The organism is Thauera butanivorans, from assembly GCF_048398245.1.
Lineage (GTDB): Bacteria > Pseudomonadota > Gammaproteobacteria > Burkholderiales > Rhodocyclaceae > Thauera > Thauera butanivorans.
In genome coordinates, this window is the sequence record NZ_CP183038.1 from 1,220,325 (window position 1) to 1,239,079 (window position 18,755).

The 18,755-nt window shown below is 67.2% G+C and carries 17 protein-coding genes; 13 read left to right on the top strand and 4 right to left on the bottom strand.

All coding sequences use genetic code 11. From position 1 onward, the window contains the following. Positions 1–25 precede the first annotated feature (25 nt). Positions 26–2,755: a preprotein translocase subunit SecA gene (gene secA, locus ACNQFN_RS05870; RefSeq protein WP_418648242.1), complete on the top strand. Its 2,730-nt coding sequence runs from the start codon at positions 26–28 to the stop codon at positions 2,753–2,755. Between the two features lie 19 nt (positions 2,756–2,774). Continuing rightward, a complete protein-coding gene (gene argJ, locus ACNQFN_RS05875) occupies positions 2,775–4,013 on the top strand; it encodes a bifunctional glutamate N-acetyltransferase/amino-acid acetyltransferase ArgJ (protein WP_418648243.1) in 1,239 nt (412 codons plus the stop codon). On the opposite strand, the gene ACNQFN_RS05880 is transcribed toward argJ, so the two are convergent. Further along, complete coding sequence (locus tag ACNQFN_RS05880; RefSeq protein WP_418648244.1) at positions 3,991–4,404, bottom strand: NUDIX hydrolase; 414 nt, start codon at positions 4,402–4,404, stop codon at positions 3,991–3,993. The two genes, argJ and ACNQFN_RS05880, sit on opposite strands and share 23 nt — an antisense overlap. Positions 4,405–4,615: 211 nt before the next feature. Beyond that, positions 4,616–5,581 carry an alpha/beta fold hydrolase gene (locus tag ACNQFN_RS05885; protein WP_418648245.1) on the bottom strand — a complete coding sequence of 322 codons (966 nt, stop codon included), beginning with the start codon at positions 5,579–5,581 and terminating at the stop codon, positions 4,616–4,618. A 197-nt stretch (positions 5,582–5,778) separates the two neighbouring features. Here ACNQFN_RS05885 and pqqA point away from each other — a divergent pair, with 197 nt between their 5' ends. The 5 genes from pqqA to pqqE are packed head-to-tail and all read left to right on the top strand — an operon-like array spanning position 5,779 to position 9,114. Then, entirely contained in the window at positions 5,779–5,853 is a 75-nt protein-coding gene (gene pqqA, locus ACNQFN_RS05890) for a pyrroloquinoline quinone precursor peptide PqqA (RefSeq protein ID WP_068636095.1), read from the top strand. Positions 5,854–5,911: 58 nt separating this feature from the next. Beyond that, positions 5,912–6,826: a pyrroloquinoline quinone biosynthesis protein PqqB gene (pqqB, locus tag ACNQFN_RS05895; RefSeq protein ID WP_418648246.1), complete on the top strand. Its 915-nt coding sequence runs from the start codon at positions 5,912–5,914 to the stop codon at positions 6,824–6,826. 46 nt (positions 6,827–6,872) lie between these two features. Continuing rightward, positions 6,873–7,643: a pyrroloquinoline-quinone synthase PqqC gene (gene pqqC, locus ACNQFN_RS05900; RefSeq protein WP_418648247.1), complete on the top strand. Its 771-nt coding sequence runs from the start codon at positions 6,873–6,875 to the stop codon at positions 7,641–7,643. Further along, positions 7,640–7,951, top strand: coding sequence for a pyrroloquinoline quinone biosynthesis peptide chaperone PqqD (pqqD, locus tag ACNQFN_RS05905; protein ID WP_418648248.1), 312 nt, complete (start codon positions 7,640–7,642; stop codon positions 7,949–7,951). The genes pqqC and pqqD overlap by 4 nt, the downstream gene beginning before the upstream one ends. Further along, positions 7,948–9,114 (top strand): pyrroloquinoline quinone biosynthesis protein PqqE, encoded by a 1,167-nt coding sequence (gene pqqE, locus ACNQFN_RS05910; protein WP_418648249.1) that lies wholly within the window; start codon positions 7,948–7,950, stop codon positions 9,112–9,114. The genes pqqD and pqqE overlap by 4 nt, the downstream gene beginning before the upstream one ends. 194 nt (positions 9,115–9,308) lie before the next feature. Here the strand turns inward: pqqE and apaG are convergent, their stop codons facing one another. Further along, the gene (gene apaG / locus ACNQFN_RS05915) at positions 9,309–9,704 is read right to left on the bottom strand and encodes a Co2+/Mg2+ efflux protein ApaG (RefSeq protein ID WP_068636027.1); all 396 of its coding nucleotides are present in this window, start codon (positions 9,702–9,704) and stop codon (positions 9,309–9,311) included. Positions 9,705–9,787: 83 nt separating this feature from the next. Here apaG and purB point away from each other — a divergent pair, with 83 nt between their 5' ends. After that, a complete protein-coding gene (purB, locus tag ACNQFN_RS05920; protein WP_418648250.1) occupies positions 9,788–11,164 on the top strand; it encodes an adenylosuccinate lyase in 1,377 nt (458 codons plus the stop codon). 113 nt (positions 11,165–11,277) lie between these two features. Next, the gene (locus ACNQFN_RS05925) at positions 11,278–11,595 is read left to right on the top strand and encodes a DUF2322 family protein (RefSeq protein ID WP_418648251.1); all 318 of its coding nucleotides are present in this window, start codon (positions 11,278–11,280) and stop codon (positions 11,593–11,595) included. A gap of 35 nt (positions 11,596–11,630) precedes the next feature. On the opposite strand, the gene ACNQFN_RS05930 is transcribed toward ACNQFN_RS05925, so the two are convergent. Then, complete coding sequence (locus ACNQFN_RS05930) at positions 11,631–12,182, bottom strand: class I SAM-dependent methyltransferase (protein WP_418648252.1); 552 nt, start codon at positions 12,180–12,182, stop codon at positions 11,631–11,633. A gap of 134 nt (positions 12,183–12,316) precedes the next feature. Here ACNQFN_RS05930 and ACNQFN_RS05935 point away from each other — a divergent pair, with 134 nt between their 5' ends. The 4 genes from ACNQFN_RS05935 (at position 12,317) to ACNQFN_RS05950 (ending at position 18,463) form a co-directional block, all read left to right on the top strand. After that, a complete protein-coding gene (locus ACNQFN_RS05935) occupies positions 12,317–13,078 on the top strand; it encodes a helix-turn-helix domain-containing protein (RefSeq protein WP_418648253.1) in 762 nt (253 codons plus the stop codon). 86 nt (positions 13,079–13,164) lie between these two features. Next, positions 13,165–15,318: a bifunctional acyl-ACP--phospholipid O-acyltransferase/long-chain-fatty-acid--ACP ligase gene (gene aas, locus ACNQFN_RS05940; protein WP_418648254.1), complete on the top strand. Its 2,154-nt coding sequence runs from the start codon at positions 13,165–13,167 to the stop codon at positions 15,316–15,318. Further along, positions 15,315–16,586, top strand: coding sequence for an amidohydrolase family protein (locus ACNQFN_RS05945; RefSeq protein WP_418648255.1), 1,272 nt, complete (start codon positions 15,315–15,317; stop codon positions 16,584–16,586). The genes aas and ACNQFN_RS05945 overlap by 4 nt, the downstream gene beginning before the upstream one ends. Further along, on the top strand, positions 16,583–18,463 hold the full coding sequence (locus tag ACNQFN_RS05950; RefSeq protein ID WP_418648256.1) for an MFS transporter: 1,881 nt from the start codon (positions 16,583–16,585) through the stop codon (positions 18,461–18,463). The genes ACNQFN_RS05945 and ACNQFN_RS05950 overlap by 4 nt, the downstream gene beginning before the upstream one ends. Positions 18,464–18,755 lie beyond the last annotated feature (292 nt).

An 18,755-nucleotide genomic window follows, 5' to 3' on the forward strand; every position in this document is an offset into this window, starting at 1 on the left:
TGCCGAATCGACGTCCACCTCCAACATGATCTCCGGCCTGCTCAAGAAAATCTTCGGTAGTCGCAACGACCGCCTCGTCCGCCAGTATTCCCAGACCGTGCGCAAGATCAACGCGCTCGAGCCGGAAATCTCCGCATTGTCCGATGAGGAGCTGCGCGGCAAGACCGCCGAGTTCAAGCAACGCGTGGCGAACGGCGAAGCGCTCGACATGCTGCTGCCCGAGGCTTTCGCGGTGGTGCGGGAGGCCGGCAAGCGCGTGCATGGCATGCGCCACTTCGACGTCCAGCTGGTCGGCGGCATGGTGTTGCACCATGGCAAGATCGCCGAAATGCGCACCGGCGAGGGCAAGACCCTGGTCGCCACGCTGCCCGCCTACCTGAACGCGCTGTCGGGCAAGGGCGTGCATGTGATCACGGTGAACGACTACCTCGCCAGCCGCGACGCCGAGTGGATGGGACGGATCTACGGCTTCCTCGGCCTTTCCACCGGCTGCAACCTGTCGCGCATGTCGCACGACCAGAAGCAGGCGGCCTACGCGGCCGACATCACCTACGGCACCAACAACGAGTTCGGCTTCGACTACCTGCGCGACAACATGGTCTATGCGGCCAGCGAGCGGGTGCAGCGCGCGCTGAACTTCGCCATCGTCGACGAGGTGGACTCCATCCTGATCGACGAGGCGCGCACGCCGCTGATCATCTCCGGCCAGGCCGAGGACCACACCGAGCTCTACCTGAAGATGAACCAGGTCGCGCCGCTGCTGAAGAAGCAGGAAGGCGAGGGCGACAACATCACCGAGCCGGGCGACTACACCGTCGACCTGAAGTCGCACCAGGTGCTGCTGACCGAGGATGGCCATGAGAATGCCGAGCAGATCCTGATGCGCATGGGCCTGCTGGCCGAAGGCACCAGCCTCTACGATCCGGGCAACATCCTGCTGGTGCATCACCTGTACGCATCGCTGCGCGCCCATGCGCTGTACCACAAGGACCAGCACTACGTGGTGCAGAACGGCGAAGTCGTCATCGTCGACGAATTCACCGGCCGCCTGATGGCCGGCCGGCGCTGGTCCGACGGCCTGCATCAGGCGGTCGAGGCCAAGGAAGGCGTGCGCATCCAGGCCGAGAACCAGACCCTGGCCTCGATCACCTTCCAGAACTACTTCCGCATGTACGGCAAGCTGGCCGGCATGACCGGTACCGCCGACACCGAAGCCTTCGAGTTCCACTCCATCTACGGCCTCGAAACGGTGGTGATCCCGACCAACAGGCCCACCCAGCGCAGGGACGAGAACGACAAGGTCTATCGCACCGCGAAGGAGAAGTGGGACGCGGTGATCGAGGACATCCGCGACTGCGTGCAGCGCGGCCAGCCGGTGCTGGTGGGCACCACCTCGATCGAAACCAACGAATTCCTCTCGAACCTGCTGAAGAAGGCCGGGATCGAGCACCAGTTGCTCAACGCCAAGCAGCACGACAGCGAAGCGCAGATCGTTGCCCAGGCCGGGCGTCCGGGGGTGGTGACCATCGCCACCAACATGGCCGGCCGTGGTACCGACATCGTCCTCGGCGGCAACATCGAGCGGCCGGTCGCCGCGGTGCGCGACGACGACAGCGTGCCGCAGGACGAAAAGGAAGCGAAGATCGCCGCGATGCGCGAGGACTGGGCCAAGGTGCATGAGCAGGTGATCGCCGCCGGCGGCCTGCACATCATCGGCACCGAGCGCCACGAGTCGCGCCGCATCGACAACCAGTTGCGCGGCCGTTCGGGCCGCCAGGGCGATCCGGGCTCCAGTCGCTTCTACCTGTCGCTGGAAGACCCGCTGATGAAGATCTTCGCCGGCGAGCGCCTGAACGCGATCATGGTGCGGCTGAAGATGCCCGAAGGCGAGGCCATCGAGCACGGCATGGTCACCCGCTCGCTCGAATCGGCGCAGCGCAAGGTCGAGCAGCGCAACTTCGACATCCGCAAGCAGTTGCTGGAATACGACGACGTCGCCAACGACCAGCGCAAGGTCATCTACCAGCAGCGCAACGAACTGCTCGAGACCGAGGACATCTCCGACACCGTCCAGGCGATGCGCCAGGGGGTGCTGAATGACGTGCTCCGCCGCTACGTGCCGCTGGACAGCGTCGAGGAGCAGTGGGACATCCCCGGCCTGGAGCTGGCGCTGGCCGCCGAGCTGGCGCTGAAGCTGCCGGTGGGCGAATGGATCAAGGCCGAGCCGAGCCTGGACGACGAGGCGATGCTGGAACGTATCATCGCCGCGGGCGAGGAAGCCTATGCCGCCAAGATCTCGCTGGTCGATGTCTCGGCCTGGCATCAGTTCGAACGCAACGTGATGCTGCAGAGCCTGGATACCCATTGGCGCGAGCACCTCGCCGCGCTCGACCATCTGCGCCAGGGCATCCACCTGCGCGGCTATGCGCAGAAGAACCCCAAGCAGGAATACAAGCGCGAAGCCTTCGAGCTGTTCGAAACCCTGCTCGACGCGATCCGCGCCGACGTTACCAAGATCCTGATGACGGTCCAGGTGCGCACCGAAGCCCAGCTCGACGAGGCAGAAATGCCGCCTGCGCTGGAAAACGTGCAGTACCACCATGCCGACCAGGACGAAGTGCTGGCTGCCGCCAATGCCGCGCAGGCGGCGAAGGGGCCGCAGCCTGCGCAGGCCGGGCCGCGCGTCGGCCGCAACGATCCCTGCCCCTGCGGCTCGGGCAAGAAATACAAGCATTGCCACGGCCAGTTGAATTGAGCCTTTTCCGGAGAAGCACATGGCCGTCAATCTGAATACTCCGAATCCTGCCGATCTGCTGCCGGTTGCCGGCGTCCGTCTGGGTGTTGCCGAAGCTGGCATCCGCAAGGCCGCCCGCCGCGACCTGACCGTGCTCGAACTCGCCGAAGGCAGCCGCGCGGCGGGCGTGTTCACCCGCAACCGCTTCTGCGCGGCACCGGTGCAGGTGTGCCGCGAGCACCTGCCGTCCGGGGCGATCCGGGCGATGGTCATCAACACCGGCAATGCCAATGCCGGCACCGGCGAGCCCGGCCTGGCCGCTGCGCGTGGTACCTGCGCGGCGCTGGCGAAGGAAATGAACATCGCTGCCGGGCAGGTGCTGCCGTTCTCGACCGGCGTGATCCTGGAGCCGCTGCCGGTCGACCGGCTGATCGCCGCCCTGCCGCGCGCGATCGCCGATCTGCGCGCCGACGGCTGGTTCGACGCCGCGCACGCAATCATGACCACCGACACGCTGGCCAAGGCGGTGTCGAAGCAGGTGCAGGTCGGCGGCAGGATCGTGACGCTGACCGGCATCAGCAAGGGCGCCGGCATGATCCGGCCGAACATGGCGACGATGCTTGGCTTCCTCGCCTGCGACGCCGCCGTCGCCCAGCCGGTGCTCGATGCACTGGTCCGGGAAGCGGCTGACCTGTCCTTCAACAGCATCACGGTCGATGGCGACACTTCGACCAACGATTCCTTCATCCTGATCGCCACCGGCCGGGCCGGCAACGCCGAGATCGCCGCCGCCAGCGGCGCCGACTACCAGGCGCTGCGCGATGCGGTGGTCGAGGTGTCGATCGCGCTGGCGCAGGCCATCGTGCGCGACGGCGAGGGCGCGACCAAGTTCATGACGGTCGCGGTCGAAGGCGGCCGCGATCGCGACGAGTGCCGCAAGGTCGGCTATGCGGTGGCGCATTCGCCGTTGGTGAAGACGGCCTTCTTTGCCTCGGATCCCAACCTCGGCCGCATCCTGGCCGCGATCGGCTATGCCGGCATCGACGACCTGGAGGTGTCGAAGCTGCGCGTGTGGCTCGGCAATCCGGACGAAGCCGTGCTGGTCGCCGAGCACGGCGGCCGGGCGGCGTCCTACGTCGAAGAAGCGGGCGCGCGCATCATGCAGCACGCCGAACTGTCGGTGCGCATCGACCTCGCCCGCGGCCAGGCTGCCGCGAGGGTATGGACTTGCGACTTCTCGTACGACTACGTCAGGATCAATGCGGATTACCGCTCCTGAGATCCTGCTCGAAAACGACTGCTGCCTGGCGTGCCACTCGCGCGACATCGAGGCTGAGCGCGAGTCCTGATTCATCCAGCTCGTCGAGCTCGAACCACCTTGCTTCGAGTGCGTCGTCTCCGGCGATCGGCTGGCCCGACTGCCACTTGCACAGCACTGCAATCAGGACGAAGTGCCGGCGCAGCCTGCCGTCGCCATCGCGGTCGAAGACATCGACCGCGGTGAAGACCCGATGCGCCTCGGCGTGAACGCCGGTTTCTTCGAGCAGTTCGCGGACTGCCGCATTCTCGATCGTCTCTCCGGCGTCGATCTTTCCGCCCGGGAAACCCCATCGTCCGGCATCGGGCGGATTGGCTCGCCGCACCAGGAGTATGCGGCCGTCGAGAAACACCGCGGCGATGGTCGCTGCGATCGGCCGGAGCGGCGGCTCGGCGGGATGTGAAGGGGAGGTTCTTTCCGGCATGGCATGCTCCCGGGATGAGGCCGGCAGACAGGCGGTATTCCAGCGCCTACCTTTGCCGGGATGGAAACGATAGCTTGGGTTTCCGGCCGCAAGGCATCCGATTATGCCGGTTCTGCCTGTGCCTGGCGGCGGCAGCGACTCATCCGAAGCTCGCGCAGGCATCGCGCAGGGCCGCTCGCATTGCCGGTTCGAAAGGATCGTGCCCCGCGTCGTCCACCCACGCCAGCCGGCTGGCGGGCAGGTGCCGGTGCAGCGCGAGCGCGCCTTCCGGGCGGCAGACCGCGTCCCGGCGGCCGTGCAGCAGGACGATCGGCAGGCCGGCGAGCGCGGCGGCCTGGCGCCGCCATTCGCCCTCGGCCAGGAAGCAGTCGTGGCGGAGGTAGTGGGCCTGCACCCGGTACTTGTCCAGCATGCGTGCGGCGCTTGCCGCGTCGAGTTGCGGCAGCGGCGCCGGCTGGCCGCGGGTGAGGCTGTCTTCCCATTGCATCCAGTGGCGGACGACGTTCAGCGCCAGGCCGTGGCCATTCTCGAGCACCGCGTCGCAGATCCGTTCCGCCAGCCGTCCATTGCCCGGCACGCAGGCGGCGAGCCGGGCATGTGCCGTCGGCTGCAGCGCGGCCGCACCGTCGAAGAACCAGTCGATGTCACTGCGGCGGGCGAGGAAGATGCCGCGCAGCACCGCGCCGAGGCAGGCTGCGCGATGCTGCGCGCTCCAGGCCAGTGCCAGCGTCGAACCCCATGAGCCGCCGCTGACCAGCCAGCGTTCGATGCCGAGATGGCGGCGCAGGCGCTCGATGTCGGCCACCAGGCCGGCCGTGGTATTGGCGGCCGGCGCGCCGCGCGGCGTGCTGCGGCCGCAGCCGCGCTGGTCGAACATCACGATGCGGAAGCGGCTGGCATCGAACAGGCCGGGATGACGCGGACTGCAGCCGCTGCCCGGGCCGCCGTGCAGGAACAGCAGCGGAATGCCGCCCGGGTTGCCGTATTGCCCGAACCAGATCGCGTGGCCGTCGCCGACTTCCAGCATGCCCTGCTGCCAGGGCCGCGAGTGGTCTGCGAAAGAGGCTCCGGAACGGACTTCGTCGGGGGCAGGGTTGTCGTTCATGGTGGCCATGCTACTGCTGCACGGCGGGGCCCGCGCCGGCGGCACACCAGCTTCATGAAAATCTTGAGGGCGGCTTCAGGGCTTTGCCGATGCCCGCGGTCGCGGGCAGGCGCAGGCTATGCACCGTGCCCCGGACGCTTCGTCCCGCACCGCACCGGGCGAACCGGCAAACCCCCGACCACGACAGGAGACACACCATGAAATGGGAAACCCCGACTGCCACCGACATGCGTTTCGGCTTCGAAATCACCATGTACATCGCGAACCGCTGATGCCGTCGCCCGGGAGCTGCGCGGCAGCTCCCGGCCAGGCAGGGATGGAGGGCTGCAGGTGAAAGTACGTGTTCTCGGCTCGGCTGCCGGCGGCGGATTCCCGCAGTGGAACTGCAACTGCCGCAACTGCGATGGCCTGCGCCGCGGCAGCGTGCGTGCCCGTGCCCGCACCCAGTCGTCGATCGCGGCGAGTGGCGACGGCGAGAACTGGGTGCTGTTCAACGCTTCGCCCGACATCCTGCAGCAGTTGCGCGAGACGCCGGAGCTGCAACCGGCACGTTCGCTGCGCGACACCGCGATTCGTGCCATCGTGCTGATCGATGCGCAGATCGACCATACCACCGGCCTGCTGATGCTGCGCGAGCACCGCCAGCCGCACGTGCTGTGGTGTACCGCGCCGGTGCGCGAGGACCTGAGCACCGGCAACCCGCTGTTCGGCGTGCTCGGCCACTACTGCGGGCTGGACCTGCACGAGATTCCGCTGCAGGGCGGCTTCAGCATTCCCGAACTGCCGGGCATCGGTTTCGCCGCGCTGCCGATCAGCAGCAATGCACCGCCGTATTCGCCGCGGCGCGACCGCCCGCAGCCGGGCGACAACATCGGCGTCACGCTGAATTGTGCGGACAGCGGCCGCCGCCTGTTCTACGCGCCCGGCCTCGGCGAGATGACGCCCGACGTCTGGGCGGCGATGCAGGCCGCCGACTGCGTGCTGGTCGATGGCACCTTGTGGACCGACGACGAGATGATCCGTCTCGGCGCTTCCGGCAAGACCTCACGCTCGATGGGGCACCTGCCGCAGAGCGGCCCCGGCGGCATGCTGGAGTGGTTGGAGCAACTGCCGGCCACTACCCGCAAGATCCTGATCCACATCAACAACACCAATCCGATCCTGGACGAGGACAGCCCCGAGCGTGCCGAGCTGGATGCACGCGGCGTGGAAGTCGCCTGGGACGGCATGGTGATCGAACTCTGAGCGGCTGTGCTGCAGCCTGCCGAGGATTGCCCGATGGGAGCGACCGATGGACGCTGAACTGATTGCCCCGCCGCCTGCCGCCCCTGCCGTCGATGACGGGGAGGCGCCGCTGCCGCACGAGGAATTCGAAGCGCGGCTGCGCGGCAAGAGCACGCGCTACCACATCCATCATCCCTTCCACGTGATGATGGCCGAAGGGCGGCTGACGCCGGCGCAGCTTCGTGGCTGGGTTGCCAACCGCTTCTACTACCAGGTGTCGATTCCGCTGAAGGACGCCGCGATTCTCGCCAACTGCCCGGAGCGCGAGATCCGCCGCGAGTGGATCCAGCGCATCCTCGACCATGACGGCCGCGGCGCCGACGACCCCGGCGGCATCGAAGCCTGGATCCGGCTCGGCGAAGCGGTCGGGCTGACGAGGGAGGACGTCACCTCGCTGCGCCTGGTGGCGCCGGCGGCGCGCTTCGCGGTCGATGCCTACGTCAATTTCGCCCGCCGACAGCCCTGGGAGGAGGCGGTCGCTTCCAGCCTCACCGAGCTGTTCGCGCCGCACATCCACCAGCAGCGCATCGACACCTGGCCACAGGTCTACCCCTGGGTCGATCCGGCGGGGCTGCAGTATTTCCGCAACCGCCTCACCCAGGCCAGGCGCGACGTCGACCACGGCCTGCGCTTCACGCTCGAGCACTTCAGCCGCAGCCGTGCCTTGCAGGAGCGTGCGCTGGAAGTCCTGCAGTTCAAGCTCGACGTGCTGTGGGCGCTGGCCGACGCGATCATGCTCGATCAGTGCGAGATCGAGATACGGGGAGCGAAGGCATGAGCCGGGAAAATGTCGCGGAAGCTGCCGGGCCGCTCGCCGGCGCCTGCCCGAAAGTGTCGCGCCGCTTTCGTCTGCAATGGGAGGAGGCGCAGCAGTCCTGGGTACTGCTCTACCCGGAAGGCATGGTCAGGCTCAACCGGAGCGCCGGCGAGATCCTGCGGCGCTGCGACGGCACTCGCACGCTGGAGACCATCGTCGGCGAACTGGAGCAGAGCTTCGGTGCCAGTGATCTGACCGCCGACGTCAGTGCCTTCATCGACATGGCGCGCCAGCAGCAATGGCTCGAAGCCAGGGCAGGCCGGCCATGAACGCGCCGCTGCCAGTTACGCCGGTTGCCTCGCCCGGCCCGCCGCTGTGGCTGCTGGCGGAAGTGACTTATCGCTGCCCGCTGCATTGCGCCTTCTGCTACAACCCGGTCGATTTCGCCCGCCACGATAGCGAACTGGCCACCGAGGACTGGCTGCGGGTGCTGCGCGAAGCGCGTGCCGCCGGCAGCGTGCAGTGCGGCTTTTCCGGCGGCGAGCCGCTGATGCGCGACGATCTCGAAATCCTGGTGGCAGAAGCGCACCGCCTCGGCTTCTACACCAACCTGCTGACCTCGGGCGTCGGCCTCGATGCCAGGCGCGCCCAGGCCTTGCGCGAGGCCGGGCTGGATCACATCCAGTTGTCCTTCCAGGACTCGACCCGCGAACTCAACGATTTCCTCTCGCACACCCGCACCTTCGACCTCAAGCAGCGCGTTGCCGGCCTGATCAAGCACAACGGCTGGCCGATGGTGATGAACTGCGTGATCCACCGGCTCAACATCGACTACGTCGAGAACATCATCGACATGGCGGTCGAGCTCGGCGCCGAATACCTGGAGCTCGCCAACAGCCAGTACTACTCCTGGGCACTGCTCAACCGCGACCAGTTGATGCCCTCGCGTGCCCAGCTCGAGCGCGCCGAGCGTATCGTCAACGAATGCCGGCAGCGCCTCGGCGACCGCATCCGCATCTTCTTCGTCGTGCCCGACTACTACGAGACGCGGCCCAAGAAGTGCATGAATGGCTGGGGCGAAGTCTTCCTGACGGTGACGCCGGACGGCACGGCCTTGCCCTGCCATACCGCGCGCATGCTGCCCGGGCTGGACTTTCCCAACGTCCGCGACATGGACGTGAAGTCGATCTGGTACGGCTCGGAAGGCTTCAGCCGCTATCGCGGCGATGCCTGGATGAAGGATCCGTGCCGAAGCTGTCCCGACAAGGAAAAGGACCGCGGCGGCTGCCGCTGCCAGGCCTGGATGCTGGCCGGCGATCCGGCTGCGGCCGATCCGGTCTGCGACAAATCGCCCCACCACAGCAAGGTCGTGCAGGTGGTGGAACGGGCCAGCGACCCCGGCTGGAAGGGCGGTGCGAAGCCGCTGATCTTCCGCGATCCGCGCCGCTCGCGGGAACTCGGGGCGCTAGAAAAGAGTGCGGCGGACGGCTGAGCCGTCGCCGATGCCGTCATTCAGCCGATTCGGTCCAACACTCCATGTACCGTATCCGTAGGGACGGCTTCAGCCGGGAGCGCCTGGCGGCGAAAGCAGCCGTGGAAGCGCGGCGCAGCCCCGTTCGCGGCCAGGCGCCCCGGGCCAAGCCGCTCCTGCAATGACTGGGCCGTCGTCGGTACGGTGTCATGGCTTCAATGCAGCACATGCGGCATTGCCAGCATGAAAGGCGGAATCGCCGCATCGAAACGATGGCCGTCGGCCGCCACCATCTGGTAGCTGCCATGCATGGTGCCGACCGGCGTTTCCAGCACACAGCCGCTGGTGTAGCCGAAGCTCTCGCCGGGCGCCAGCAGTGGCTGCTCGCCGACCACGCCCTTGCCGCGCACGTCCTGCACCTTGCTGTTGCCGTCGGTGATGATCCAGTGCCGGCTGATCAACTGTGCGGGCAGGCTGCCGGTGTTGCGCAGGCTGATGTGGTAGGCGAACACGTAATGCCCTTCGTCCGGGCGGGATTGCGCGGCGATGTATTCGGCCCTGGCCGATATCTCGATACGGTAGGGGGGCGCCGGGGTGTCTGGGGTATTCACGTCTCTGCCTCTCCTTGGTCTTGTTGTGCTCTGTTTCGCCGGGGCGAAGCGGTAAAATAGCACTTTTGCCCGGAACCGCCGCCATGTCCCAAGTCGTACCGTCTCCGCTCACCGCCCTGTCTCCGCTCGATGGCCGCTACCACGGCAAGGTCGCGGGCCTGCGCGACCACTTCTCCGAGCACGGCCTGATCCGCAACCGGGTGAAGGTGGAAGTCGAATGGCTGAAGGCGCTGGCCGCCGAGCCGGCGCTGGCGGAGATCGCGCCCTTTTCGCCGGCCACGGTCGCGGAACTCGACGGTGTCGTCGCCGCCTTCTCGACCGCGGACGGCGAGGCGGTGAAGGCGATCGAAGCCACCACCAACCACGACGTCAAGGCGATGGAATACTGGCTGAAGAAGCGCCTCGGCCACAACGCCGAAGTGATGAAAGTGTCCGAGTTCATCCACTTCGCCTGCACCTCGGAAGACATCAACAACACTTCGCATGCGCTGATGCTGGCCGAAGGCCGCGACCAGGTGCTGCTGCCGGCGCTCGATGCCGTGATCGCCCGCTTCCGCGAACTGGCCCACGCGCTGGCTGAGCTGCCGATGCTGTCGCGCACCCACGGCCAGCCCGCCAGCCCGACCACGCTGGGCAAGGAGATGGCCAACATCGCCGCTCGCCTGATGCGTGCCCGCGCGGCGATCGCCGGCGTGGCGATGACCGCCAAGTTCAACGGCGCGGTGGGCAACTACAATGCCCACCTGTCGGCCTGGCCGGCCTTCGACTGGGAAGGCTTCAACCGCCGCTTCATCGAATCGCTCGGCCTCGCCTTCAACGAATACACCATCCAGATCGAACCGCACGACGCGATGGCCGAACTGTTCGACGCCGTCGCCCGCGCCAACACCATGCTGATCGACGCCTGCCGCGACATCTGGATGTACATCTCGCTCGGCTACTTCAAGCAGAAACTCAAGGAAGGCGAAGTCGGCTCGTCGACGATGCCGCACAAGGTCAACCCGATCGACTTCGAGAACGCCGAAGGCAACTTCGGCATCGCCAACGCGGTGCTGAAGCACTTCTCCGAGAAGCTGCCGATCTCGCGCATGCAGCGCGACCTGACCGACTCCACCGTGCTGCGCAACATGGGCGTGGGCTTCGGCCACACCGTGCTGGCGCTCGACAGTTGCCTGCGCGGCCTGGGCAAGCTCGAAGCCGATCCGGCCCGCCTCGCCGCCGATCTCGACGAATGCTGGGAAGTGCTGGCCGAGCCGGTGCAGACCGTGATGCGCCGCTTCGGCATCGAGAACCCCTACGAGCAGCTCAAGGCGATGACGCGCGGCAAGGGCATCACCCGCGAAGCGCTGCAGGACTTCATCCGCACGCTGGCGATTCCCGCCGAAGCGCGCGACCACCTGCTGGCGATGACGCCGGCCAGTTACGTCGGCAAGGCTGCCGAACTGGCGCGCCGCATCTGAGTCCCGCAGGCGAGGATACGCAGGATGCGGACGGCATCATGCCGGCCGCATCCTGACAATGAAAACGAGCGCCACCTGCGGGTGGCGCTGTGCCGTAAGCAAGGAGCAAGCACATGGCTTTTGCCGACAACCTGAAAGCGATGCCCGGCGTGTCGCATCTTTGCGCCCTGAACCTGATCGACGCTGCCGACAGCACCGTCGCCACCATCGAGAACAAGCCGGGCCAGGCGGGCTCGCTGGTGGTCTACAACCACCTCGCCCAGCTCTATGGCGCGATCACGCCCGAGGCGGCGAAGAAAGGCCTGGAGCTCTACGCCGAGCACACCGAGGATGCCCGTACCAACCCCGGCAAGCATCCCAACATCGACCGCCTGATCGGGCTGATGGAGCGGGGCGAGACCCTGCGCGTGAAACAGGTGTTCGCCGTCTGATCGTCTGTGGCCCTCGTCTGCGGGCGAGGGGGCGTTCAGGCTTTCCGGGCGAGGAAGAAGGCGGTGTCCACAGTGAAACTGCCATCTTCCTCGATCTCGAAGCATTCCTTCACGGCAGGCGTAGCCTGATCCTGCAGCGAGCGGATCGCGGCGACATGCGGTGCCGGCGTGTTCATGCGCGCGACCCAGGTGGGAAAGGCGAGGCGCAGGCGGAAGGTCCTGCATTCCTCGATGGCGAAGCCCGCGCGCGCCAGTGCCGCCAGCCATTCGGCGGCCGAGGCGTTGCGCACGTGGGAAGGGTCGCGCAGCAGTTCGAGGCTTTGCAGCCAGGTGTCGAGCAGGAAGCTGCCGGGCGACACCACGTCCATGAAGATGGCCGTGCCGCCGGGCTTGAGGACGCGCTGCATTTCGGCCAGCCCGCCGTCGAAGGCGGGCCAGTGATGGGCGCCGAAGCGCGTTGCCTGCTCGAATACGTGCTGCTGGCAGAAGAAGCGCCGAAGCCGCGTCGCATCGGCGGCGCCGGCCGCGTCTGAGCCAGGCGTATGGAAAGGGCTGCGGGAGACCCGAAGGTTCGGAGCCGAAAGCACGGCCGGTTCAGCAAGGGGTGTTGTACAGCGCGCTCGAAAGTATCTCTATACGGTACTTTTGCTCAGTATGAAGATTGAAAGTGTTTTCAGGACTATGCTGCGAACCCTGTCATCACTTCCCGAATTTCTACGCCATGAGCACTTCCGCCGATCTCGTCGCCGCGCTGAAAGCCGAACTGCGCGAGGCCCGCATCACCTATGCCGAGCTGGCCGAGCGCATCGGCCTGGCCGAATCCAGCGTCAAGCGCATGTTCGCCCAGGGCGGCGACATGCCCTTGTCGCGCGTCGATGAAATCTGCCGCGTGCTGCGGCTGGACTTCGCCGATCTCGCCCGCCGCGTGGCGGAGCGCCAGCCGCTGCTTGCCGAACTGACGCTGGAACAGGAACAGGCGGTGGTGGCGGATCGGCGCCTGCTGCTGGTGGCGACCTGCTGCATGAGCCAGTGGAGCGCCGAGCAGATCGTCGCCACCTACCGTATCGACGCAGCCGAATGCACCGCCCATCTGCTGCGGCTGGACCGCCTCGGCATCATCGAGCTGCGGCCGCTCAACCGTTACCGCTTGCGCGTGGCGAAAGGCTTTCGCTGGCGTCCGCACGGCCCGGTGATGAGTTATTTCCGCAGCGAAGTGCTGGACGAGTACTTTGCCGGCGGCTTCGACGGCGAAGCCGAGATGCTGAGCGTGGTCCATGGCCAGCTCGGCGTCGGCGTGGCCGAAGGCTTCCGCGAACGGCTGATGCGCATCGGCGAGGACTTTTCCCGCCAGCACGTGGCCGACCAGAAACTGCCATCCGCCCGGCGCCGTCCCTACACCTTGGTGATCGCGATGCGTTCGTGGCTGATGTCGGCGTTCCGCGACCTCAAGCGCGACGACGTCGCCTGGCCGGATGCAGGCTGAAGCTTCATCTGGCCCCTCATCTGGTCGAATCCTGCCGCTTGCCGGGCTTCATTCCTTTCCCCGTTTTCCTGTCCGGACCCGACATCATGTTCCGTTCCCTGCTCAAGACCGTGCTGCGCGCCGCCGCACGGGTGCTGTTCCGCGTCCGCGTCGAAGGTCGCCTGCCCGCGCAGCCGTCGCGGCTGCTGGTCATCGCCAACCACGAGTCCTTTCTCGACGGCCTGCTGCTCGCGCTGTTCCTGCCTTACGACCCGGTGTTCGTCGTCAATACCCGGATCGCCGAGCATCCCTTCTTCCGCCTGCTGCTGGCGCTGGTCGATCACCTGAAAGTCGATCCGAGCAGCCCGATGGCGATGAGGCAGGTGGTGCGCCTGATCGAATCCGGCCGCCCGGTGGCGATCTTCCCGGAAGGGCGCATCACCACTACCGGCAGCCTGATGAAGACCTACGACGGTCCGGCCTTCGTCGCCGCCCGCACCGGCGCCACCTTGCTGCCGGTGCGCATCGACGGCGCCGCGCGCACCTATTTCTCCCGCCTGGGCGGGCGCTATCCGCGCCGCCTGTTGCCGCAGATCAGCCTGTTCGTGCAGCCCGCCACGCGCATCGACATGCCGTCGGCGCCGACCGCCCGCGAACGTCGGCGCAAGGCGGGCGAGGCGATGCGCCGGGTGATGCAGGAGATGATCTTCGCCAGCCGGCCGCGCCAGACCCTGTTCGAAGCGCTGCTCGACGCCAGCGCCATTCACGGCGCCCGGCGGCCGGTGGTGGAAGACGTCAAGCAGCAGGAATACAGCTACGGCGAAGTGTTGCGCATGGCGCTCGGCCTGGGGCGGCTGGTGTCGCGCCATACCGAGGCGGGCGAGAACGTCGGCGTGCTGCTGCCCAATCTGGCGCCCACGCTGGCGCTGGTGTTCGGTTTGAGCGCGCAGCGCCGCGTGCCGGCGATGCTCAACTACACTGCCGGCGTGGACGGCATGCAGGCTGCCTGCACTGCCGCCGGCATCCGCACCGTGCTGACCGCCCGCGCCTTCGTCGACCAGGCCAGGCTGGGCGACAAGCTGGCGGCGCTGCAGGGCGTGCGCGTACTGTACCTGGAAGACCTGCGTGCCGGCATGTCGCTGGCCGACAGGCTGTGGCTGGTGCTGTGGGCGGTACGCTTCCCGCGCCTGGCCAGTCACATCGGCGATGCAGAGGATCCGGCGGTGATCCTGTTCACTTCGGGTTCCGAAGGCAAGCCCAAGGGCGTGGTGCTGTCGCACCGTGCGCTGCTCGCCAACATCGCCCAGATTCGTGCGGTGGTGGATTTCTCGGTGGATGACAAGGTGCTGGATGCGCTGCCGCTGTTCCATTCTTTCGGCCTGACGGCCGGCGGCCTGCTGCCGGTGCTGTGCGGCGCGCGGGTGTTCCTGTATCCCAGCCCGCTGCACTACCGGGTGATTCCGGAACTGGCCTACGATCGAGGCTGCACTGCGCTGCTGGGTACCTCGACCTTTCTCGGCAATTACGCCAAGCACGCCCACCCTTACGATTTCCATCGCCTGCGCTACGTCATCGCCGGCGCCGAGAAGCTGGCCGAGCCGGTGAGGGAGGCCTGGTTCGACAAGTTCGGCATCCGTATCCTCGAAGGCTATGGCGCCACCGAAACCGCCCCAGTGATTGCGGTGAACACGCCGATGGCCTTCCGCCGCGGCACCGTCGGCCAGATCCTGCCCGGCCTGCATGCGAAGCTGGTGCCGGTGGCGGGCATCGACGATTTCGATGGCCGGCGCGGCATGCTGCACGTGCAGGGGCCGAACCTGATGAGCGGCTACCTGCGCGCCGAAGCGCCGGGTCTGCTGCAGCCGCCGGTGTCGGAGCTGGGCGAAGGCTGGTACGAAACCGGCGACGTGGTGGAGATCGACGACGACGGCTTCGTGCGCATCGTCGGCCGCGTCAAGCGCTTCGCCAAGCTTGCCGGCGAAATGGTCAGCCTGGAGGTGGTGGAGAAGATCGCCGCACTGGCTTCGCCCGCTGCCCAGCATGCTGCCAGCAGCCGTGCCGATACGGCGCGCGGCGAGGCGCTGGTGCTGTTCAGCACCGACCCGGCGCTGGGCCGCGAGGCGCTCACCGCCGCGGCGCAGAAGGCCGGCATGGCCGAACTGGCGGTGCCGCGCCTGATCGTACCGGTGGCGGCACTGCCGCTGCTGGGCACCGGCAAGACCGACTACGTCACCCTCAAGCAATGGGCGGAGGCCGCATGATGAAACCCGTCCCGAAGATCGCTTCGCCCGCGCGCCGACGCTGGCTGCGCGCAGGGCTTGCTGCCGGCGTGCTGGCAGCGGGTGGCGGCGTGGCTGCCAGGATGGCCCAGTCCCGGCTGCTGAATCCCTGCCTTGCGGCATTGCCGCCGGAATGGGCCGAGCATCCGCTGGTGGCGGCTGCGTGGCAAGGGCTGGACCCGGCACAGGTGTGGGACTGCCATGTGCACCTGGCCGGCACCGGCGATGGCGGCCATGGCATCGAGATGTCGCCGGACATGCTGAGCCCCTTGAATCCGCTGCAATACCTGCAGCGTCTGTTCTACCTCAATGCCGGCTGCGTGCATCAGGCGCCGGGCCGGGTGGACGACAGCTACGTCGAGCGCCTGCTGAACCTGAGCGACGGCATGGCGCCCGGTTACAAGAGCATGCTGTTCGCCTTCGACCGCGCCCATGCGGCGGACGGTACGCCGATGCCCGAGCACAGCGCGCTGTACGTGCCGGACGCCTATGCCCGCAAGCTGGCGCAGGCGATGCCGGAGCGTTTCGAATGGGTGTGCTCGGTGCATCCCTACCGCACCGATGCCGAGGACGCCTTGCAGCAGGCGGCGGAGCAGGGCGCCCGTGCAGTGAAGTGGCTGCCGCCGGCGATGGGCATCGACCCCGCCGATCCGGCCTGCGATCGCGTCTACCGGATGCTGGCACGGCTGGGGCTGCCGCTGATCACCCATGTGGGCGAGGAAAAGGCGGTACACGGCGTCGGCCGGCCGGAATGGGGCAATCCGCTGCGCCTGCGCCGCGCGCTGGACCTGGGGGTGCGGGTGGTGATGGCGCATTGCGCGACGGTGGGCGAGGATGTCGATCTGGACCGGGGCGAGGCCGGCCCGCGTGTGCCGAGCTTTGCATTGTTCGAGCGCATGATGGTGGAGCCGGCCTGGCGGAGCTTGCTGTTCGGCGACATCTCGGCCGTCGTGCTGCGCAATCGTGAGCCTGAACGCCTGCGCGTGCTGATCGAGCGCGAGGACTGGCATCCGCGCCTGCTGTATGGTACCGACTACCCGCTGCCCGGCATCCTGCCGCTGATCTCGCCTGCCGCGCTGGCGCGCGAGGACATGCTGGACGAGAAGGCCGTACCCTTGCTCGAAACGATTCGCGAGCACAATCCGCTGCTGTTCAGTTTCGTGCTGAAGCGCCTGCTGCACAGCAAGGGTAGCCGCTTTTCGGCAGCAGTGTTCGAAACCCGCCGTTTCTTCGACCGGAATCCTGTATGAGCAGCCAGTTCAAGCTGATGGAGCAGCGCCGCTTCCTGCCTTTCTTCCTGACCCAGTTCCTCGGCGCCTTCAACGACAATTTCTACAAGAATGCGCTGGTGGTGCTGATCACTTTCCAGGCCGCCCGGCTTACCGAGCTGTCGCCCGGCGTGCTGGTGAATCTGGCGGCGGGGCTGTTTATTCTGCCTTTCCTGCTGTTTTCCGCGATTGCCGGGCAGTTCGCCGACAAGTTCGAGAAGAGCCGGCTGATCCGCTGGACCAAGCTGCTGGAAATCGGCCTGATGCTGCTCGCCGCGCTCGGCTTCGCGCTGATGTCGCTGCCGCTGCTGCTGGCGACGCTGTTCCTGATGGGCACGCAGTCGGCGATCTTCGGCCCGGTGAAATACGCCATCCTGCCGCAGATGCTGGACGAAACCGAACTGGTCGGCGGCAATGCGCTGGTGGAATCGGGCACTTTCCTGGCGATCCTGCTCGGCACCATCGTCGGCGGCCTGCTGATCGAGGCGCCGAACGGCGTGGCCTGGGTGTCGGCCGGCACGCTGGCGGTGGCGGTGCTGGGCTATCTGAGCAGCCGCGCGATTCCGCCGGCGGCCGCGGTCGATCCGCAGATGAAGATAGCCTGGAGCCCGGTCCGCCAGACCTGGCAGATGATCCGCTTCGCCGCCGACGAGCGCACGGTGTTCCTGTCCATCCTCGGCATCTCGTGGTTCTGGTTCTACGGCGCGATGTTCCTGTCGCAGTTTCCCGGTTTCGCCGCCACCGTGCTGGGCGGCGACGAGAAAGCGGTCACCCTGTTGCTGGCAGTGTTCTCGCTCGGCATCGCGCTCGGTTCGCTGCTGTGCGAGCGGCTGTCGGGCAAGCAGGTCGAGATCGGCCTGGTGCCTTTCGGTTCGATCGGCCTGACCCTGTTCGGCCTGGACCTGTGGTGGGCGAGCGCGGGGCTGGAAGCCGGCGCGGCGATGCGTCCGCTCGCCGAACTGCTGGCCGAGCCGGCGGTGTGGCGCATCCTGTTCGATCTGGTGATGCTGTCGCTATGCGGCGGCTTCTACATCGTGCCGCTGTACGCGCTGGTGCAGGGCCGCTCCGCGCCTTCGCACCGTTCGCGCATCATCGCTGCCAACAACATTCTCAATGCGCTGTTCATGGTCGCGGCGGCCGGTCTGGGGGCAGGGCTGCTGGCGGCCGGCGCCAGCGTGCCGCAACTGTTCCTGGTGACGGCGCTGCTCAATGCCGCGGTGGCAATCTACATCTACACCCTGGTGCCGGAGTTCCTGCTGCGCTTCATCGTCTGGCTGCTGGTGCATACGGTGTACCGGCTGCGCGTCGAGGGCATCGAGCAGGTGCCGGAGAAGGGCGGCGCGGTCATCGTCGCCAACCACGTGAGCTTCGTCGATGCGCTGATCATCATGGCGGCCTGCCGGCGGCCGATCCGCTTCGTCATGGATCACCGCATCTTCCGCTGGCCGATCCTGTCCTTCATTTTCCGCACCAGCCGCGCGATTCCGATCGCGCCGGCCAGTGAAGACCGGGCAATGATGGAGCGCGCCTTCGACGAAGTGGCGCGGGCGCTGGAAGCCGGCGAACTGGTGGGCCTGTTTCCGGAAGGGAAGATCTCCGGCGACGGCGGGATGTCGCCTTTCCGCCCCGGCATCGCACGCATCGTCGCCCGCACGCCGGTGCCGGTGGTGCCGATGGCCTTGCGCGGGCTGTGGGGCAGCTTCTTCAGCCGCAAGGGCGGCGCGGCGATGACGCGGCCTTTTCGCCGCGGTGCCTTCAGCCGCATCGAGCTGGTGGCGGATGCGCCGATCGAAGCCGCCGAGGTTTCGCCCGAAGCCTTGTATCAGCGGGTGGCAGCTCTGCGCGGCGACCGGGCTTGAGTGGCGGGCCGGGCGGATTGGCACGACGGCAACAAGGAAAACGCGCGGCGCTATCTGGCCTGGGAGACGGACTTGGTCGGCCAGCTCGATGAGCAGGAGCCGGCGTCTTTCCGTCTGCCTGCCGGCCCTGCTGCTTCGCACAACGCCTGATCGGAGGACTGTGCCCTGTCCGGGCGTTTCGCCGCGGTGACGGACCTGCCATGCCGGGATTCGGCGCAGTCCAGCGGAACCCGGTGCCGAAATGAAAAAGGCGCCCGGGTGGGGCGCCTTTTCCTCAGCGTGTCGGGCCGTA

Bases quoted from the DNA above. Each gene is read 5' to 3' on its own strand.
- secA (WP_418648242.1), top strand. From the start codon at position 26: ATGATCTCCGGCCTGCTCAAGAAAATCTTCGGTAGTCGCAACGACCGC.
- argJ (WP_418648243.1), top strand. From the start codon at position 2,775: ATGGCCGTCAATCTGAATACTCCGAATCCTGCCGATCTGCTGCCGGTT.
- ACNQFN_RS05885 (WP_418648245.1), bottom strand. From the start codon at position 5,581: ATGAACGACAACCCTGCCCCCGACGAAGTCCGTTCCGGAGCCTCTTTC.
- pqqC (WP_418648247.1), top strand. From the start codon at position 6,873: ATGGACGCTGAACTGATTGCCCCGCCGCCTGCCGCCCCTGCCGTCGAT.
- pqqD (WP_418648248.1), top strand. From the start codon at position 7,640: ATGAGCCGGGAAAATGTCGCGGAAGCTGCCGGGCCGCTCGCCGGCGCC.
- pqqE (WP_418648249.1), top strand. From the start codon at position 7,948: ATGAACGCGCCGCTGCCAGTTACGCCGGTTGCCTCGCCCGGCCCGCCG.
- purB (WP_418648250.1), top strand. From the start codon at position 9,788: ATGTCCCAAGTCGTACCGTCTCCGCTCACCGCCCTGTCTCCGCTCGAT.
- ACNQFN_RS05925 (WP_418648251.1), top strand. From the start codon at position 11,278: ATGGCTTTTGCCGACAACCTGAAAGCGATGCCCGGCGTGTCGCATCTT.
- ACNQFN_RS05935 (WP_418648253.1), top strand. From the start codon at position 12,317: ATGAGCACTTCCGCCGATCTCGTCGCCGCGCTGAAAGCCGAACTGCGC.
- aas (WP_418648254.1), top strand. From the start codon at position 13,165: ATGTTCCGTTCCCTGCTCAAGACCGTGCTGCGCGCCGCCGCACGGGTG.
- ACNQFN_RS05945 (WP_418648255.1), top strand. From the start codon at position 15,315: ATGATGAAACCCGTCCCGAAGATCGCTTCGCCCGCGCGCCGACGCTGG.
- ACNQFN_RS05950 (WP_418648256.1), top strand. From the start codon at position 16,583: ATGAGCAGCCAGTTCAAGCTGATGGAGCAGCGCCGCTTCCTGCCTTTC.